General features: G+C 61.5%; 17 protein-coding genes. 16 read left to right on the forward strand and 1 reads right to left on the reverse strand.

Annotated features, from left to right (window positions below; genetic code table 11):
• Both PA598K_RS09820 and PA598K_RS09825 read left to right on the forward strand, forming a co-directional pair.
• The coding region (locus PA598K_RS09820) for a FecCD family ABC transporter permease (protein ID WP_148091929.1) at positions 1 to 870 on the forward strand (870 nt) is incomplete at its 5' end.
• Positions 871 to 923: 53 nt separating this feature from the next.
• Positions 924 to 1,964, forward strand: coding sequence for an ABC transporter substrate-binding protein (locus PA598K_RS09825; RefSeq protein WP_128656779.1), 1,041 nt, complete (start codon positions 924 to 926; stop codon positions 1,962 to 1,964).
• Positions 1,965 to 2,069: 105 nt separating this feature from the next.
• On the opposite strand, the gene nagZ is transcribed toward PA598K_RS09825, so the two are convergent.
• Entirely contained in the window at positions 2,070 to 3,377 is a 1,308-nt protein-coding gene (gene nagZ / locus PA598K_RS09830; protein WP_128656780.1) for a beta-N-acetylhexosaminidase, read from the reverse strand.
• 123 nt (positions 3,378 to 3,500) lie between these two features.
• On the opposite strand from nagZ, the gene spoVAC reads away from it, so the two are divergent.
• From spoVAC to PA598K_RS37860, 14 genes are all read left to right on the forward strand, one after another.
• On the forward strand, positions 3,501 to 3,989 hold the full coding sequence (spoVAC, locus tag PA598K_RS09835) for a stage V sporulation protein AC (protein ID WP_128656781.1): 489 nt from the start codon (positions 3,501 to 3,503) through the stop codon (positions 3,987 to 3,989).
• A 3-nt stretch (positions 3,990 to 3,992) separates the two neighbouring features.
• Positions 3,993 to 5,003 (forward strand): stage V sporulation protein AD, encoded by a 1,011-nt coding sequence (gene spoVAD / locus PA598K_RS09840; protein WP_128656782.1) that lies wholly within the window; start codon positions 3,993 to 3,995, stop codon positions 5,001 to 5,003.
• Between the two features lie 6 nt (positions 5,004 to 5,009).
• Positions 5,010 to 5,360, forward strand: a complete 351-nt coding sequence (gene spoVAE / locus PA598K_RS09845; protein WP_128656783.1) for a stage V sporulation protein AE — start codon at positions 5,010 to 5,012, stop codon at positions 5,358 to 5,360.
• A 231-nt stretch (positions 5,361 to 5,591) separates the two neighbouring features.
• The gene (locus PA598K_RS09850; protein WP_128656784.1) at positions 5,592 to 6,548 is read left to right on the forward strand and encodes an AAA family ATPase; all 957 of its coding nucleotides are present in this window, start codon (positions 5,592 to 5,594) and stop codon (positions 6,546 to 6,548) included.
• A gap of 1 nt (position 6,549) precedes the next feature.
• A complete protein-coding gene (locus PA598K_RS09855; RefSeq protein ID WP_128656785.1) occupies positions 6,550 to 7,797 on the forward strand; it encodes a DUF58 domain-containing protein in 1,248 nt (415 codons plus the stop codon).
• A complete protein-coding gene (locus PA598K_RS09860; protein WP_185601786.1) occupies positions 7,781 to 10,018 on the forward strand; it encodes a DUF4129 domain-containing transglutaminase family protein in 2,238 nt (745 codons plus the stop codon). The genes PA598K_RS09855 and PA598K_RS09860 overlap by 17 nt, the downstream gene beginning before the upstream one ends.
• A 157-nt stretch (positions 10,019 to 10,175) precedes the next feature.
• Positions 10,176 to 10,700, forward strand: a complete 525-nt coding sequence (locus tag PA598K_RS09865; RefSeq protein WP_128656787.1) for a YqeG family HAD IIIA-type phosphatase — start codon at positions 10,176 to 10,178, stop codon at positions 10,698 to 10,700.
• Positions 10,697 to 11,821: a ribosome biogenesis GTPase YqeH gene (gene yqeH / locus PA598K_RS09870; protein ID WP_128656788.1), complete on the forward strand. Its 1,125-nt coding sequence runs from the start codon at positions 10,697 to 10,699 to the stop codon at positions 11,819 to 11,821. The genes PA598K_RS09865 and yqeH overlap by 4 nt, the downstream gene beginning before the upstream one ends.
• 72 nt (positions 11,822 to 11,893) lie before the next feature.
• Positions 11,894 to 12,754, forward strand: coding sequence for a shikimate dehydrogenase (locus PA598K_RS09875; RefSeq protein ID WP_128656789.1), 861 nt, complete (start codon positions 11,894 to 11,896; stop codon positions 12,752 to 12,754).
• A gap of 46 nt (positions 12,755 to 12,800) precedes the next feature.
• Positions 12,801 to 13,103, forward strand: coding sequence for a ribosome assembly RNA-binding protein YhbY (gene yhbY, locus PA598K_RS09880; protein ID WP_128656790.1), 303 nt, complete (start codon positions 12,801 to 12,803; stop codon positions 13,101 to 13,103).
• Positions 13,104 to 13,177: 74 nt separating this feature from the next.
• Positions 13,178 to 13,768, forward strand: coding sequence for a nicotinate-nucleotide adenylyltransferase (gene nadD, locus PA598K_RS09885; protein ID WP_185601788.1), 591 nt, complete (start codon positions 13,178 to 13,180; stop codon positions 13,766 to 13,768).
• Positions 13,758 to 14,327 (forward strand): bis(5'-nucleosyl)-tetraphosphatase (symmetrical) YqeK, encoded by a 570-nt coding sequence (yqeK, locus tag PA598K_RS09890; RefSeq protein WP_128656791.1) that lies wholly within the window; start codon positions 13,758 to 13,760, stop codon positions 14,325 to 14,327. Before nadD ends, yqeK begins: the two co-directional genes overlap by 11 nt.
• The gene (gene rsfS / locus PA598K_RS09895) at positions 14,324 to 14,671 is read left to right on the forward strand and encodes a ribosome silencing factor (RefSeq protein ID WP_128656792.1); all 348 of its coding nucleotides are present in this window, start codon (positions 14,324 to 14,326) and stop codon (positions 14,669 to 14,671) included. Before yqeK ends, rsfS begins: the two co-directional genes overlap by 4 nt.
• On the forward strand, positions 14,668 to 14,969 hold a 302-nt coding region (locus PA598K_RS37860; protein WP_260405341.1), incomplete at its 3' end, for a S1 RNA-binding domain-containing protein. The genes rsfS and PA598K_RS37860, both read left to right, overlap by 4 nt.

The following is a 14,969-nucleotide window of genomic DNA, read 5'->3' on the forward strand; positions in this document are numbered from 1 at the left end:
GGCGGCGGCGAGCCGCAGAGCCGGATGCTCGTCCATTCGCTGCGCTTGCCGCGCACGCTGGTGGCGCTCTTGATCGGCGGCTCGCTTGGCGTCGCGGGGGCGCTCATGCAAGGCGTCTTCCGCAACCCGCTCGCCTCGCCCGATGTGATGGGCGTCGGCGGCGGCGCTTCGGCGGCGGCTGTCGCCTTCATTACCTTCGGCGCGGGCAGCGTCAGCATCCATTGGCTGCCGGTGGCGGCGATCGGCGGGGCGCTGGTCACCGCCGCGCTGATCTATATCCTCGGCTGGCGAGGCGGCTCCTCGCCGCAGCGGCTCATCCTGATCGGCGTCGGCATCTCCACGGCGATGTCCGCCTTGACGACATTCCTGCTCATCAGCGGCTCGTCCTTCAAGGCGTCGCAGCTGCTCAACTGGCTGACCGGCACTGTGTATGGCGCATCGCGCGTCGAGGTGTATGTGCTGCTGCCGTGGGTCGCAGTCGGACTGCCGCTGGCGTGGCTGACCGCGCGCAGGCTCGACATCCTCGCGCTGGGAGATGCGACAGCGTCCGGCCTGGGGGAGGCGATCAACCGGAGTCGGCTGTTCGTCCTGCTCATCAGCGTGCTGCTGGCCGGAGCCGCCGTCAGCCTGGCGGGCGCAGTCGGCTTCATCGGCCTGATGGCCCCGCATATCGCTCGTAGTCTGCTGGGCGTCCGTTATGCGTGGATCATCCCGATGTCGGCGCTCGTCGGCGCATCGCTGATGGTCGGCGCCGATATGATCGGCAGACTCGCCTTCATGCCGTACGATCTGCCGGCGGGCATTTTTACCGCCGCCATCGGCGCTCCGTTTTTCTTCTACTTGTTATACCGCAATCGTCAGTGGCACTAGTCTTCGAATAGATAATATGAATAGAGAATCAGAAAAGGGAGAGAAACTATCCGATGAAACGATCAACACGCAAATCCACACTCTGGTCGACAGCGTTGCTGCTCGCAATGCTCCTGTTGCTGTCCGCCTGCGGGGGAGCCAATCAACCGGCGGCAGAGCCAGAGAACGCCAATGCCAATCAAGCAACGTCTGAACAAACTTCCGACCCGTCGTCGGCCGAGGCGACCGAAGCGTCGCAGGACGAGACGCGCCAGGTGGCGCATGCGATGGAGACGACCGAGCTGACCGGCACGCCGGAGCGCGTCGTCGTGCTGACGCAGGAGGGCACCGAGGCGCTGCTGGAGCTGGGGGTTACGCCGGTAGGAGCTGTCAACTCCGGCCTTGGCGACGGCTGGTTCCCGCATATCGCCGAGCAGATGGCAGGCGTGACCGAGCTGGGCGATGAGTCGCAGCCCAATCTGGAGCTGATCCTCAGCCTGCAGCCGGATCTGATCATCGGCAACAAGATCCGCCACGAGGAGATCTACGCGCAGCTTAAGGAGATCGCGCCGACGGTGCTGTCGGAGGATCTGGCGGGCAAATGGAAGGTTAACTTTGCGTTGTATGCGCAAGCGCTGAACAAGCAGACGGAGGGCGAGACCGCGATGGCCGCTTATGATGCGCATATCGCGGAAGCCAAAGCGACGCTGGGCGACAAGACGCAGCTGCAAGTATCGCTCGTCCGCTTCCTGCCGGAGACGGTCCGCATCTATCAGAAAGATACGTTCGCGGGCGTCATCATGAGCGATCTGGGAGTAGCCCGTCCGGCCTCGCAGGACGTCGACAATTTCATGGAGGTAATCGAGAAGGAGCGGATCGAGGCGCTCGACGGCGACGTGATGTTCTACTTTAACGCCGACTATGACGAGGAGAAGGGCGGTACCAAAAACCAGCAGGCCTGGATGGCCGACCCGTTATTCGCCAACCTGAACGTCGGCAAAAACAATACTGCCTTCCAGGTGGACGAGGTCATCTGGAATCTGTCCGGCGGTATCAAATCGGCCAATCTGCTGATCGACCAGCTCGTCGAAAAGCTGCAAGGCATCGAAAAATAAAAAACAGGCTGCCCTTCACCAGTTACGGCGTGGGGGCAGCCTTTGTTGTCGTTCGAGACCTCGAATCGTCGCCAAGCGAGCGTCATGCTCCGCGACAGGGAGGCCTTACTTGGTGTCCAGCAACTCGGCAATCTGCGCGTTAAGCGCCTGCTCGGTCACTGCCTGTAGCGGATCGTCGGTGAGCTGGTAGCCTTGCTTGAGGCGCAGCACGCGGCCCACCTTGGCATCGAGCTGCTCCTCCGTCAGCTCGCCCTCGCGCACGCTCGCCAGGATCGTCTCCATCACCTCGGCTTGCTGCCCGTGATGATGGCCGATCAGGACGATATCGCTGCCCGCCCGCAGCGACAGGACGGCAGCCTCGCCTACCGTATGTTGCTTGGTGATACCCTGCATCGTCAGATCGTCGGTCATGACGACGCCGTCGAATCCCAGCTCCTGTCGGAGCAAGCCATCGATGATCGTCTCCGAGAGCGACGCCGGATACTCCGGGTCGAGGTCGGGGATGAGCAGATGAGCGACCATCACTGCATCGGTCTCTGCGTCGATGGCTGCTGCGAACGGCTTCAGCTCGAAGTCTTCGAGCTCCGCCCTGGACTTGTGGATGACAGGCAGATCCAGATGCGAATCGACATCGGTATCGCCGTGCCCGGGGAAATGCTTGACGACAGGCACGACGCGCGACGCGCGCAAGCCCTCCATCGCCTCCAGACCGTGCGCAATGACCGACTGCGGCGTATGGCCGTAAGCGCGGTCGCCGATTACCGGATTGTCTGGATTGCTGTCGATGTCCAGCACCGGCGCGAAGTCAAGGTTCAGGCCTAGCGCGCGCACTTGCAGGCCCAGCGCCTGTCCGCTTGCGTACGTATAGCTCTTGTCGTCCTTGGCGGCGATCTTCTCCGGAGCGGGTACCTTGGAGACGCCGCCAGGCATCCGGTCGACGCGTCCGCCTTCCTGGTCGATGCCAAGCAGCAGCGGGATGCCGTGCTCCCGGTTCGCCGCCTTCAGTTGATTGCCAAGCTCGACGGTCTGGGCGAGCGTGTCCACGTTATCCTTGTAGAGGATGAAGCCGCCGACCGCATAGCGCTCGATCATCTCTCGCGTCTCATCCTGCAGCGTCGTCCCTTCGAGGCCGAAGATGACGAGCTGACCGACCTTCTCCTCCACGCTCATCTCCGAGAGCATGGCGGCGACCGGGTCATCCGGGGCGATGCCCTCCCCAGGAGCCGGGTCAGGCTCGGCAGACGGAGGCGATGGGTTGGGCTGCTGCTGACCGGTATCGGTAGGGTTGTTCGATTCCCCAGTTTCCTGCTTCGGAGGGATGTTGTTGTTGTCGTTGCCGTTCGTCCCGCAGCCGCCTGCGGCGAGCAGCAGGCAGAACAACGGGAGGATGCATGGCCAAGCTTTGCGAGTCATAGGCACGGCTCCCTTCGTACTGTGAATATGTCCATCCCTATGTCCCACTATACAGGAGCATAACTTTGCCGACAAACATCCATAATGAAGGAAGGCAATTAACTTCAGACGGGGGGTAGCGGGATGGCAACGAAGGGACGCCAGCCGATGTTTAAGGGGACGACGATGTCCGCCAAGGAGTACAAAGCGTTTGCGCAAGTTCGCGAGCCTTCGCGTTCGATATTTTCCAATTGTCTCAAAGCCTTCCTGGTCGGCGGAGCGATCTGCACGTTTGGTCAGCTGATCCAAAATTTATATATGACGTACCTCAAAATGTCGGAAACGCAAGCCAGCAATCCGACGGTGGCGACGTTGATCCTGATCTCCGTCATCCTGACCAGTCTGGGCGTCTATGACAAGCTGGCCCAGTGGGCGGGAGCGGGCTCGGCGGTGCCGGTAACCGGCTTTGCCAACTCGATGTGTTCGGCGGCTCTGGAGTACCGCAGCGAAGGACTGGTGCTCGGCGTCGGGGGCAATATGTTCAAGCTGGCCGGCTCCGTGATCGTGTTCGGCACGGTGGCGGCATTTTTCGTCGGGATTGCGCATCTTATCCTGGGCACAGGGGGGCAATAACCTATGCTGCGAGGTAAACATACCTGGTGGTTTGAGAATCGTCCGGTCATTACCGGCGTCGGCACGGTTGTCGGCCCCGATGAAGGAGAGGGACCGCTTGCTGCTGATTTTGATCTTGTGCATCCGGAGCTGGATATGCAGCAGAAGAGCTGGGAAAAAGCGGAGCGGCTCCTGATGGAGCAAGCATCGGACTTTGCGATCCAAGCGTCTGGTTTGCAAAAAGAGGATCTGCAATGTTATGTCGGCGGCGACCTGCTGAACCAGATCATCAGCAGCAGCTTTGCCGCGCGTGACCTAGGCCTGCCGTATATCGGCGTCTTCGGCGCTTGCTCGACCTCGATGGAGACGCTGGCGCTTGCGGCGCAGCTCGTCAACTCCGGCTCAGCGCATCATGTCCTGGCGGGTACATGCAGTCACAACTGCACGGTCGAGAAGCAATTCCGCTTCCCGACGGAGTACGGCTCGCAAAAGCCTCCAACGGCACAATATACCGTAACCGGCGCTGGCGCAGCCATCGTCTCCGATAGCGGACAAGGACCGGCCGTAACAAGCGCGACCATCGGCAAAATCGTCGATCTTGGCGTCACTGACCCGTTTAATATGGGCGCAGCGATGGCTCCGGCTGCCGTCGACACGATTACCCAGCATTTCAACGATACGGGCCGTACGCCAGCCGACTATGACCTGATCGTCACGGGCGACCTGGCCGGCGTCGGGCATCCGATCGCCAAGGACTTGCTGGCTCGCAGCGGCGTGCCGATGGAGAAGACGGTGTTCGGCGATTGTGGGCTCATGGTGTTCGACGTGGCCAAGCAGAAGGTGCAGGCAGGCGGCAGCGGCTGCGGCTGCTCGGCGGTCGTCACCTACGGGCATTTGCTGAAGCGGATCGCCAAGGGCGAGCTGCAACGGATATTGGTCGTCGCCACCGGAGCGCTCCTCTCGCCGTTGTCCTATCAGCAGGGCGAGACGATTCCGTGCATCGCTCACGCCGTATCGATCGAGAGGAAGGGGTGAGAGGCGATGCAATTTTTATGGGCGTTTCTGGTCGGCGGAGGCATCTGTGTCATCGGTCAACTGATGTTCGACGTACTGAAGCTGACGCCGGCGCATACGATGTCTGTGCTTGTCGTCGCAGGGGCGATTGTCGACGGGCTCGGCTGGTATGAGCCGCTGATCGATTTTGCGGGGGCTGGCGCAACCGTGCCGATTACCAGCTTTGGCAATGCGCTGGTGCACGGCGCGCTGACCGAGCTGCACGCCAGCGGCTGGATCGGGATCATTACCGGCATTTTCAAGGTGACGAGCGCGGGCATCTCGGCCGCGATCATTTTCTCGTTTTTGGCGGCGCTCATCGTCCGTCCCAAAGGCTAGCCATCGCTGGCGAATATCGCTGGGTTCGCAAGATAGAACAGACATGGAGGTTCCCTGTGGGATCCTCCAATTTTTTTTGGAATTTCAACGATTGGATTATCGCCCGCCGTTCCTGTAAAATAGATTCAAAGTGTCTTTATTTTTATACATATCTCGCGAGCTGGAGAAAGTTTTGCTATTCCGCCCGAGATTTTCTGCTCCATGAACGTTTATTATCCGGGAGGGATCGGCATGGACCATACTAATACAGATATGCAGCTTTGCTCTATTATTCGACAAAATTTGGAATCCTGTATCCTGGGTAAAAGCCAAGAGATCGGATTATTGATGACAGCCCTGCTGGCCGGGGGTCATGTTCTGCTCGAGGATGTGCCAGGAACCGGAAAAACCCAGCTTGTCAAAGCGCTCGCTCGTTCGATCGGCGGTCAGTTCCGCCGTATTCAGTGCAATCCGGACTTATTGCCTACCGATATTACGGGCGTTTCCATCTTCCATCCGCGCGACGAGAAATTTATATTCCGGCCAGGGCCTGTCATGGCTAATATCCTGCTCGCTGACGAGATCAACCGGGCGACCACCAAAACCCAGTCCGCGCTGCTCGAGGTGATGGAGGAGCGCAGAGTGAGCGTGGACGGCTTCAGCCACGATTTGCCGTCGCCGTTCCTGCTATTCGCCACGCAAAACCCAATCGAGTTCGAGGGCACCTATATGCTGCCCGAGGCGCAGCTCGACCGCTTCATGATCAAGCTGACGCTCGGCTATCCGGACGAGGCGACCGAGCTGCAAATGGTGCTGAGCCATCAGGCCGGCCAATTGCTGGATCGTCTGGAGCAGGTGGCGGAGGTAGAGGATATCCTGCGCATCCAGGAGCGCGTCCGCCTGGTCCATATCGACGAGGCGCTCGGCGACTACCTGATCCGCATCGTGCGCGGCACCAGAGAGCATGCGGGCATCCTGCTCGGCGCCAGCCCGCGCGCCGCGATCTCGCTGCTCGGCGCAGTCAAGGCGCATGCCTTCCTGGACGGCCGCGACTATGTGCTGCCCGACGATATCAAGCATCTGGCGCAGCCGGTGCTGGGCCACCGCCTCATGCTCCACACCGAGGCCAGAATGAGCGGCTTGTCCGCTGCGGACATCATAGGCGAGGTCGTGCAGCAGACCAAGGTGCCGATCCGACTGGAGCGCTAGGATGGACATCCTCAAAGCCAAAGGCTCCCGCTGGTGGCTGGTGGCCTCGCTGTATGTCAGCTGTGCGCTCTACTTGCTGTTTCAAGGGGGCAAAACCTCCTTTATGCTATTTATGATCGTCAATGTCCTCCTGCTGTACCTCATCCTTGGCCGCTGGAGCGGCGTCGCCCGCGTTCACGGCACGCGCAAGCTGCAGCACAAGGGCGGCGGTGAATCGCTGCCCGCAGGCTCGCGCCTGGAGGTGCAGCTGCAGTTGCGCGTACCCGGCGTCTGGCCGATCCCGTACGTGATGGTGCGCGAGCGCCTGATCCGGGAGGGGCACGGCGAGATGCCCTTCGAGATTCCGTTCGTCCCCGATATTCGACGCAGCGGCGAGATTTCGTATTTGACGCCGCCGCTGTCCAGAGGCCATTACCGCTTTGCCCCGACCGTCTGCTCCACCTGGGACATCTTTGGTCTATTCGAGCATAACGGCCAGTTCCATTCGACAGGCGATTTCCGTGTGCTGCCGCAGACGATCGACATTCGCTATTGGCGTCAGCTGAACCGCGGCATGAAGGGTCCGTTCTCGCATGCTGCCTCCTCGCGGTCGGCCAAGGAGACGACGCAGCTCAACGGCGTCCGCGAGTATCATCACGGCGACCGGCTGTCGCGCGTCCATTGGAACGCTACGGCCAAGACCGGCCAGTGGAAATCCAAGGAATTCGAGCGCGAGGCCTTGCCGCGAACGGTGGTCGTGCTTGACCGTCACGTGGAGGCTTACGCGCAGCCAGACCGCTTTGAGCTGGCGGTCTCGGTCGCCGCTTCCTTATTCGAGCACGGACTGCGCCGCGAGACGGCGATGGGACTCGTCTCGGTCGGCGAGAGCGCCGAGGGTTATGTGCCGCGCGCGACGCCGGCGCAGCGCAAGTCGGTTATGAGCCATCTGGTCGGCGTCGCCGCAGACAGTCCGCTGCCGCTCTATGCCGCGCTCAAGCAGGCAGGGTCGTTGCTCTCGCCGGGGTCGTTCGCTGTAGTGATCACGCCGCAGGGCGGGGAAGAGACGATCAAGACGATGCAATGGCTCGAGCGCACGGGCCTTGTGCCTTGTCTGATCCACATCGCCGACGACGAAGGTCCACTGCTCTCGCAGGACGAACCGTGGCAGCGGCTGATCCGCAGCCGGGGATGGCCGTTTTATGCCGTCCGCCATCTGCAGGAGCTGCCCGGCAAGCTGGAAGGAGGCGGCGCTAGTGCGATTGGCTCGTGATTGGCTGCGTTCGATCGTCGATCATTGGTATGAACGGCTGTCCTTTGTTTTTGTGGCGGTGCTGATCTGGCAGGTGCTCGGCACGCTGGAGGGCTACTGGTGGGAGGAGACGTATGCGATCGTCGGGGTGACGCTAATCGCCACCGTCGTCGTGGAGCTGCTCGTACCGGGCCGACGCTTGTACCGAGGGATCGTTCAGCTCGGTCTGATCACCGCCCTCACCTTGCAATTCACCAACTTTCGCTGGCTCGGCTTTATCGATGCTCCCCCATCCTCGAGAGAGTGGGCGTTCTGGCTGGAGGCGCATGCGTCCCAGGTTCATCCGTTTTTGTGGATCGTGCTGGGCGTATGGCTGTTTTACTCGCTAGCCGGACAATGGGCATCCTCGCGTTCGCATGTCGTGCTGGTCATCGCCGGCTGCATGCTGACGCTACTGATTGCCGATTCGTTTACGCCCATCATCCTGTGGGACAAGGTCGCCTGGACGATTTTCATCGGCCTGCTCTGGCTCGTCGCGGAGCATTTCTCCAAGTTCCAGGCCAAGCATCCCGAGAGCTGGCGGCATCTGATCGAATACCCTGCCGCGCTCATCCTGCCGAGTCTGCTCGTCCTGTCGCTCGTCATGGCCTCCGGACTGTTCGTGCCCAATATCGCTCCGGTGCTGAAGGATCCGTATACGATCTGGCGAGAATCTCGTGGGGAGACAGTGCCTTCCTTCGTAGGGGACAAAGGTCCGGTCTCGGCCTCGAGCAATGCTGGCGACAGCCGCTCGGGCTACAGCCGCAACGACGAGGCGCTCGGCGGCGGCTTCCAATTCGACTATTCGTCCGTGATGACGGTGGCGACGGATCGCAAGAGCTACTGGCGCGGCGAGACGAAGGCCGAATATACCGGCGAAGGCTGGATAGACGCGGCTGGCGAGCGTCGCGAAGGCTCGATGATCGGCATCGTCAGCGAAGAGCAGCTGCCGGTCGAGGATGGGCCGACGGGTGACGTCGAGACGGTCGAGGTGACGCAGGTGTTCACCATGATCCGCGAGGAGCCGCTGCCGGTGCTGTTCGGCGGGGCGCCAATCTCGTCGCTCGTCTCGATGGCGGATGAGGAGGAGCAGCCCTTCCCGATCCCGGGACGCGTATCGTGGCTCCCGGGCTCCTGGGAGCTGCATTGGCCGACCCAGAATGCGCCGGTCGCTTACCCGTCGAGCTACACGCTCACCTCGAAGATGGCGGTGCTCGACGAAGAGGGCTTGCGCGCCGCATCGACCGACCTCGGCAACAGTCAAAAAAACGCAATGTATCTCCAGGTGCCCGACACCGTGCCGCAGCGCGTGTATGAGCTGGTCGAGCAAATAACGGCCGAGGCCCAGACGCCTTACGATAAGGTGAAGGCGATCGAGACGTATTTGCGGGATAATTATATCTACACCAATACGCCCGATCTCGCCAAACGCCAGAGCGCCGATTTCGTCGATGCCTTTTTGTTCGAGGTGCTTGAAGGCTATTGCGACTACTACTCGACGGCGATGGCGGTCCTGACGCGAATAGAGGGCATTCCGACCCGTTGGGTCAAGGGCTATGCGCCAGGTATCATCTCCTCCGGCATCCCGGACTTCGATATGGGCATGCCGCCGGAGATGTCGCTGAACACCGACGGAGCAGGCACCTATACGGTTCGCAATGCTGACGCTCACTCCTGGGTCGAAGTGTACTTCGAAGGCTACGGCTGGATCCCGTTCGAGCCGACCTCGGGCTTTGCTTATCCGTATGCGGTCGCCGAGGAGACGACGGAGGTGACCGTGCCCGAGACTACGCCGACGGAGACGCCTGCCGTTCAGCCGGAGCCGGTCAAGTCCAGTCCCTTGCCGCTGATCGGCGCGATCGGCGTCGTCCTCGTCGGACTCGCGATGCTGTGGCTGCGCCGCCGCCAGATCGTCGAGGCGATGATCAAGTTCCGCTTCCGCTCGTATACGGCTAACCAGCGCATCATCTGGGAGACGGAGAAGCTGCTGCGTCATTGCCGTCGCAACGGACTCGAGTACAGCGAGCATGAGACGCTGCGCGAGGCGGTCGCGGTCTGGTCCGAGCGCCGGCGTTTCCTGCGGGACGATTTTCATGAGGTGCTGCTGCAGTTCGAGAAGGCCAAGTACAGCGGCCTGGAAGCCTCTGAAGCCGAGGCAGAGCAGCTCGTCGCCAAAGTCAAATCGATCAAGGAACGGCTCTGATGTCCGCCGCCGGAGGCCCTGCTCGCGCAGCAGGCGCTCCCGGCGGTTTGGTTTGTGTCGGCGTCTGTCAAACCTGCTTTGCAACAAAATCGTCTTCTATGGTATAGTTTTCCCAAGGTTGCACTAGAGAAGGTATGGAAGCAAGGGAGTCGAAGCTATGTTTACACGGCTATTGCCGAATACGATCGTCAAGACGATCTATGATATCGATCTGCACAAGCTAAAGGAAGAAGGCATCCGCGGTATTATTACCGATCTCGACAATACGCTGGTCGGGGCCCGCGATCCGATCGCTACGCCTGAGCTTGTCGCCTGGCTGGATGTGGTTCGCGACTTGGGGTTTCGCGTCGTCATCGTCTCCAACAACAATCGGACGCGTGTCTCGAATTTTTGCGATCCGCTCCAGATTCCGTTCATTCATGCCGCGCGCAAGCCGGCCAATCGATCCTTCCGGCGCGCGCTTGGCGTGCTCGAGCTGAAGGCAGAGTCTACCGTCGTCATCGGTGATCAGATGCTCACCGACGTACTTGGCGGGCGGCGTATGGGGCTGCATACGATTCTCGTGACGCCGATCGCCCCAAGTGATGAGGGCTGGACGACACGGATCAACCGGATGATCGAGCGGATCGCCCTGGCGCGTCTGCGCAAAAAAGGGCTGTGGCCCAAGGAGGACAAGAAGTGAGCGAGCAAGAGAGAGAGAAGTCCGGCTACTGCGCGGGCTGCGGAGTGAAGCTGCAGACGGAGGACCAGGAGCGTCCCGGCTACCTGCCGGAGGCAGCGCTGTCCCGGGAGCCGGTCATCTGCCAGCGATGCTTCCGCATCAAAAACTATAACGACGCCGCGAGCGTTACAATCGACCAGGACGACTTCCTGCGTCTGCTGAGCGGTATCGCCGCCACGAACAGTCTCGTCGTACATATCGTCGACCTGTTCGACTTTGAGGGCAGTCTCATCTCGGGACTGCAGCGCTTTGTGGGCGCCAATCCGGTGCTGCTCGTCGTCAACAAGGTCGATCTGCTGCCGAAGGTGACGAACATGAACCGGCTCCGCAACTGGGTGCAGCAGCAAGCGAAGGCGCACGGGCTGCGCACGGTTGACGTGCTGCTCTGCAGCGCCAAGCGCAATCTCGGCTTCGAACGCGTCATCGAGGCGCTGGAGCGTCATCGCGACGGACGTGATGTATACGTCGTCGGCGCGACCAATGTCGGCAAATCGACGCTCATCAACCGGCTTATCCGCGATTACAGCGATCTGGACCGGGAGCTGACGACGTCGCGTTATCCCGGGACAACGCTGGACGCCGTGCGGATCCCTCTCGAGGACGGTCGCGCCATCATCGACACGCCGGGCATCGTCTACCCGAGCCGTCTGACCGAGCTGGTGCCCAAGTCGGTGCTGCAGACGATCTTGCCGGAGCACACGCTGAAGCCGTTGGTGTACCAACTGAACGAGCGTCAGACATTGTTTTTTGGCGCGTTGGCGCGCTTTGACTTCGTACAGGGGGAGCGCCAGTCGTTCACCGTCTATATCGCCCCGGGCGTGAAGCCGCATCGCACGAAGCTGGAGCGCGCGGACGAGCTGTACCGGGAGCATGCGGGCACCCTGCTTGCGCCGCCATCGGCAGAGCAGCTCGGCGAGCTGCCGGAGTGGACGCGCCATTCGCTGCGGATCCCGCGCGAGGCGCGGCTCGATATTTTCATCTCCGGGCTGGGCTGGATCCAGGCGAACGGCAAGAGCGGCGCGCTCGTCGACGTCTATGCCCCCAAGGGCGTCAAGGTGCTGCTGCGCGACGCGATCATCTAGCGCGGGCGCGCGAGGAGCATCACGGCATGACCCCGGATAGGGGAACGTACGGGAGAAAAGGAGCTTGCTAGCATGACAATCGCGTTAATCGACAGCCAGACGGCGCTGTACGGCGTCATCGGCGATCCGGTGGGGCATTCCAAGTCGCCGGTCATGATGAACCGCGCCTTCGCCGAGACTGGCGTCAACGGCGCTTATATGGCGTTTCATATCGCGCCTGCCCGCTTGGGGGACTTCATCCTCGGCGTGCGGGCGATGGGGGTGCGCGGCGTCAATGTGACGATCCCGCACAAGCAAGAGGTCATCCCGTTCCTGGACGCGATCGACGCCAGCGCCGAGGCGATCGGCGCTGTCAATACGATCGTCAACCGGGAGGGACATTTGACCGGCTACAATACCGACGGCATCGGGTATGTGCGCTCGCTCAAGGAAGAGGCCGTCCCTACGCTGGCTGGCAAGACGATCCTGCTGCTCGGCGCGGGCGGCGCGGCGCGCGGCATCGTCCATGCGCTGGTGCGCGAGCAGCCGGCGCGCATCGTCATCAGTAACCGGACGCCGGACAAGGCGCGGGCGCTCGCTGCGGCTTACGAGGACCAGGCCGAGCTGCTGCCGATCTCGCAGAGCGAGCTGTCCCGCTGGTGCGGCGAGGCGGACGTCATCATCAATACAACCTCAATCGGTATGTATCCGCTCGTCGACGCGCTGCCGATGGACCCGGACTGGCTCCGTCCCGGCACCGTCGTCAGCGATCTGATCTACAACCCGCTCAAAACGGCGCTGCTGAAGGAAGCGGAGGCCAAGGGCTGCATCAGCCATTTCGGCCTCGGCATGTTCATCTACCAAGGCGCCTATGCCTTCGAATACTGGACCGGCAAGCCGGCCCCCGCCGCCGCGATGCGCGAGAGCGTGCTGGCTGCGCTGGGCCAGGCCTGAGGACGCCTGTATCACTACTATTCAGAAGAAAGAAGGAACCATCCGCATGCTGACAGGCAAACAAAAACGCCACTTGCGCTCGCTCGCCCATCACTTGACGCCGATCTTCCAGGTCGGCAAAGGCGGCACCAACGAGCATCTGATCCGCCATATCGAGGAGGCGATCGAGACGCGCGAGCTGATGAAAATCTCGGTGCTCAACAACTGCGACGAGGACCCGCGCGCCATCGGCGCCGAGCTGGCCGCCGGAGCAGGAGCCGAGCTGGTGCAGGTGATCGGCAAGACGATCGTCCTCTACAAGGAGTCCAAGGACCACAAGACGATCGAGCTGCCGAAGGCTCCGAAGTAGCGATAGAAACTTGCGCTGGCGGTCAGGCTCGTCTACGGGTCGCCAGCGAACGATTAGATAGAGGAGTGTGAAGTATGATTCAGGTTGGGCTCATGGGCGGCACCTTCGACCCGATTCATCTCGGGCATCTGCTCGCCGCCGAGTCGGCCCGCGAGGCTTGCGGACTGGACGAGGTATGGTTTATCCCGGCCGCCACGCCGCCGCTCAAGGACCATGCGCCGCGCGCAACGGCCGAAGAGCGATTGGAGATGGTGTACCGGGGGATCGATTTTCAACCCCACTTCCGGGCGATGGCGCTGGAGCTGGAGCGAGGCGGCACCTCCTATACGATCGACACGGTGCAGGCGCTTCGCGAGGCTTACCCGGGACGGGAGTTTTCCTTCATCCTGGGTGCAGACCGCGTCAATGATCTGAAGGATTGGCATCGGATCGAGGAGCTGGCGGAGCTGATCTCATTCATCGCGGTCGAGCGGCCGGGAGCGACGATGGATACGAGCCAGTTGCCGGCAGCGGTGCGCGAGCGCGTGAAGCGCTGCGAGATGCCGCTGATCGATATTTCCTCGACGGATATAAGGACGCGCCGCGAAGACGGAAGATCGATCCGTTTTCTGGTACCGGACAAAGTGTATCAATTCATACGCAGGAATGAACTCTATGGTTCGTAAGGCATTGGAGGAAGCCGTACAAGCCCAGATGCCGGCGAAGCGCTGGGCGCATACGCAGGGCGTTATGCAGACAGCGGTGGAGCTAGCTGAGCGCTACGGGGGCGACCCGGACCGGGCCGAGCTGGCTGCCCTCGTACATGATGTCGCCAAGTATTGGCCGGTCGACAAGATGGCGGAGGCGATTCGCGAAGAAGGAATTTATGCCGAGGTGCTGGATCATGACAAGGAGCTGTGGCACGCCTATGCAGGCGCGTACGCGGCTCGTCGCGATTACGGCATCTCCGACCCGGAGGTGCTGGAGGCGATCCGTTACCATACCTCCGGTCGACCGGCAATGTCGCAGCTCGAGAAGATCGTCTGGCTGGCTGACCTGATCGAGCCCGGCCGCAGCTTCCCGCTCGTCGGACAGATCCGGGAGCTCGCCGAGCAGAGTCTGGAGCGGGCGATCCTCGCCGGCCTGGACATGACGATCCTGTTCCTCATCGAAAAAGGCAAGCGCATCTATCCCCTGACGTTGCTCGCACGCAACGATCTTATAATCAAGGAGGCTGAGGCATGACATTGACATCTGAACAACTGATGCATATCGCGGTATCCGCCGCAGAAGAGAAAAAAGCCAATCGTCTGGTCGCGCTTAATCTGACCGGCATCTCGCTGGTGGCCGACTATTTCGTCATCTGCCACGGCAACTCGGACATTCAAGTCCAGTCGATCGCCACGGAGGTCCGCAAGCAGGTCGAAGCCCGCGGCGGCATGATCCGCGGCATCGAGGGCATGGACTCGGCGCGGTGGGTGCTGATGGATCTTGGCGACGTCGTCGTCCATATCTTCCATCGCGACGAGCGCGATTATTATAATATCGAGCGGCTCTGGTCAGACGCCAAGGTCGTGGAATTCGCATGACGCTAACGGCAGGGTTGACCCAGCAGCTGATCGTCGTGCGCGAGGCTTCGCCCAGCGGCTATTATCTGACGGACGAGCCCGGCGGCCGCGAGGTGCTGCTGCCCTATGCCGAGATTGTTGGCAACCGGCCGCAGCCTGGCGAGACGGTCGAAGCATACGTTTATTTTGACTCGGAGGATCGGATCGTCGCGACGACGCGGCGGCCGCTCATCCAGCTCGGCGAGCTGAAGCGGCTGAAGGTCGCGGACATCCATGCCCGCCTCGGCTGCTTCCTGGAGATCGGCCTCGGCCGGCAGCT

Origin of the sequence: Paenibacillus sp. 598K (assembly GCF_003851045.1) — a bacterium.
In the GTDB taxonomy this organism is placed as follows: Bacteria; Bacillota; Bacilli; order Paenibacillales; family Paenibacillaceae; genus Paenibacillus_D.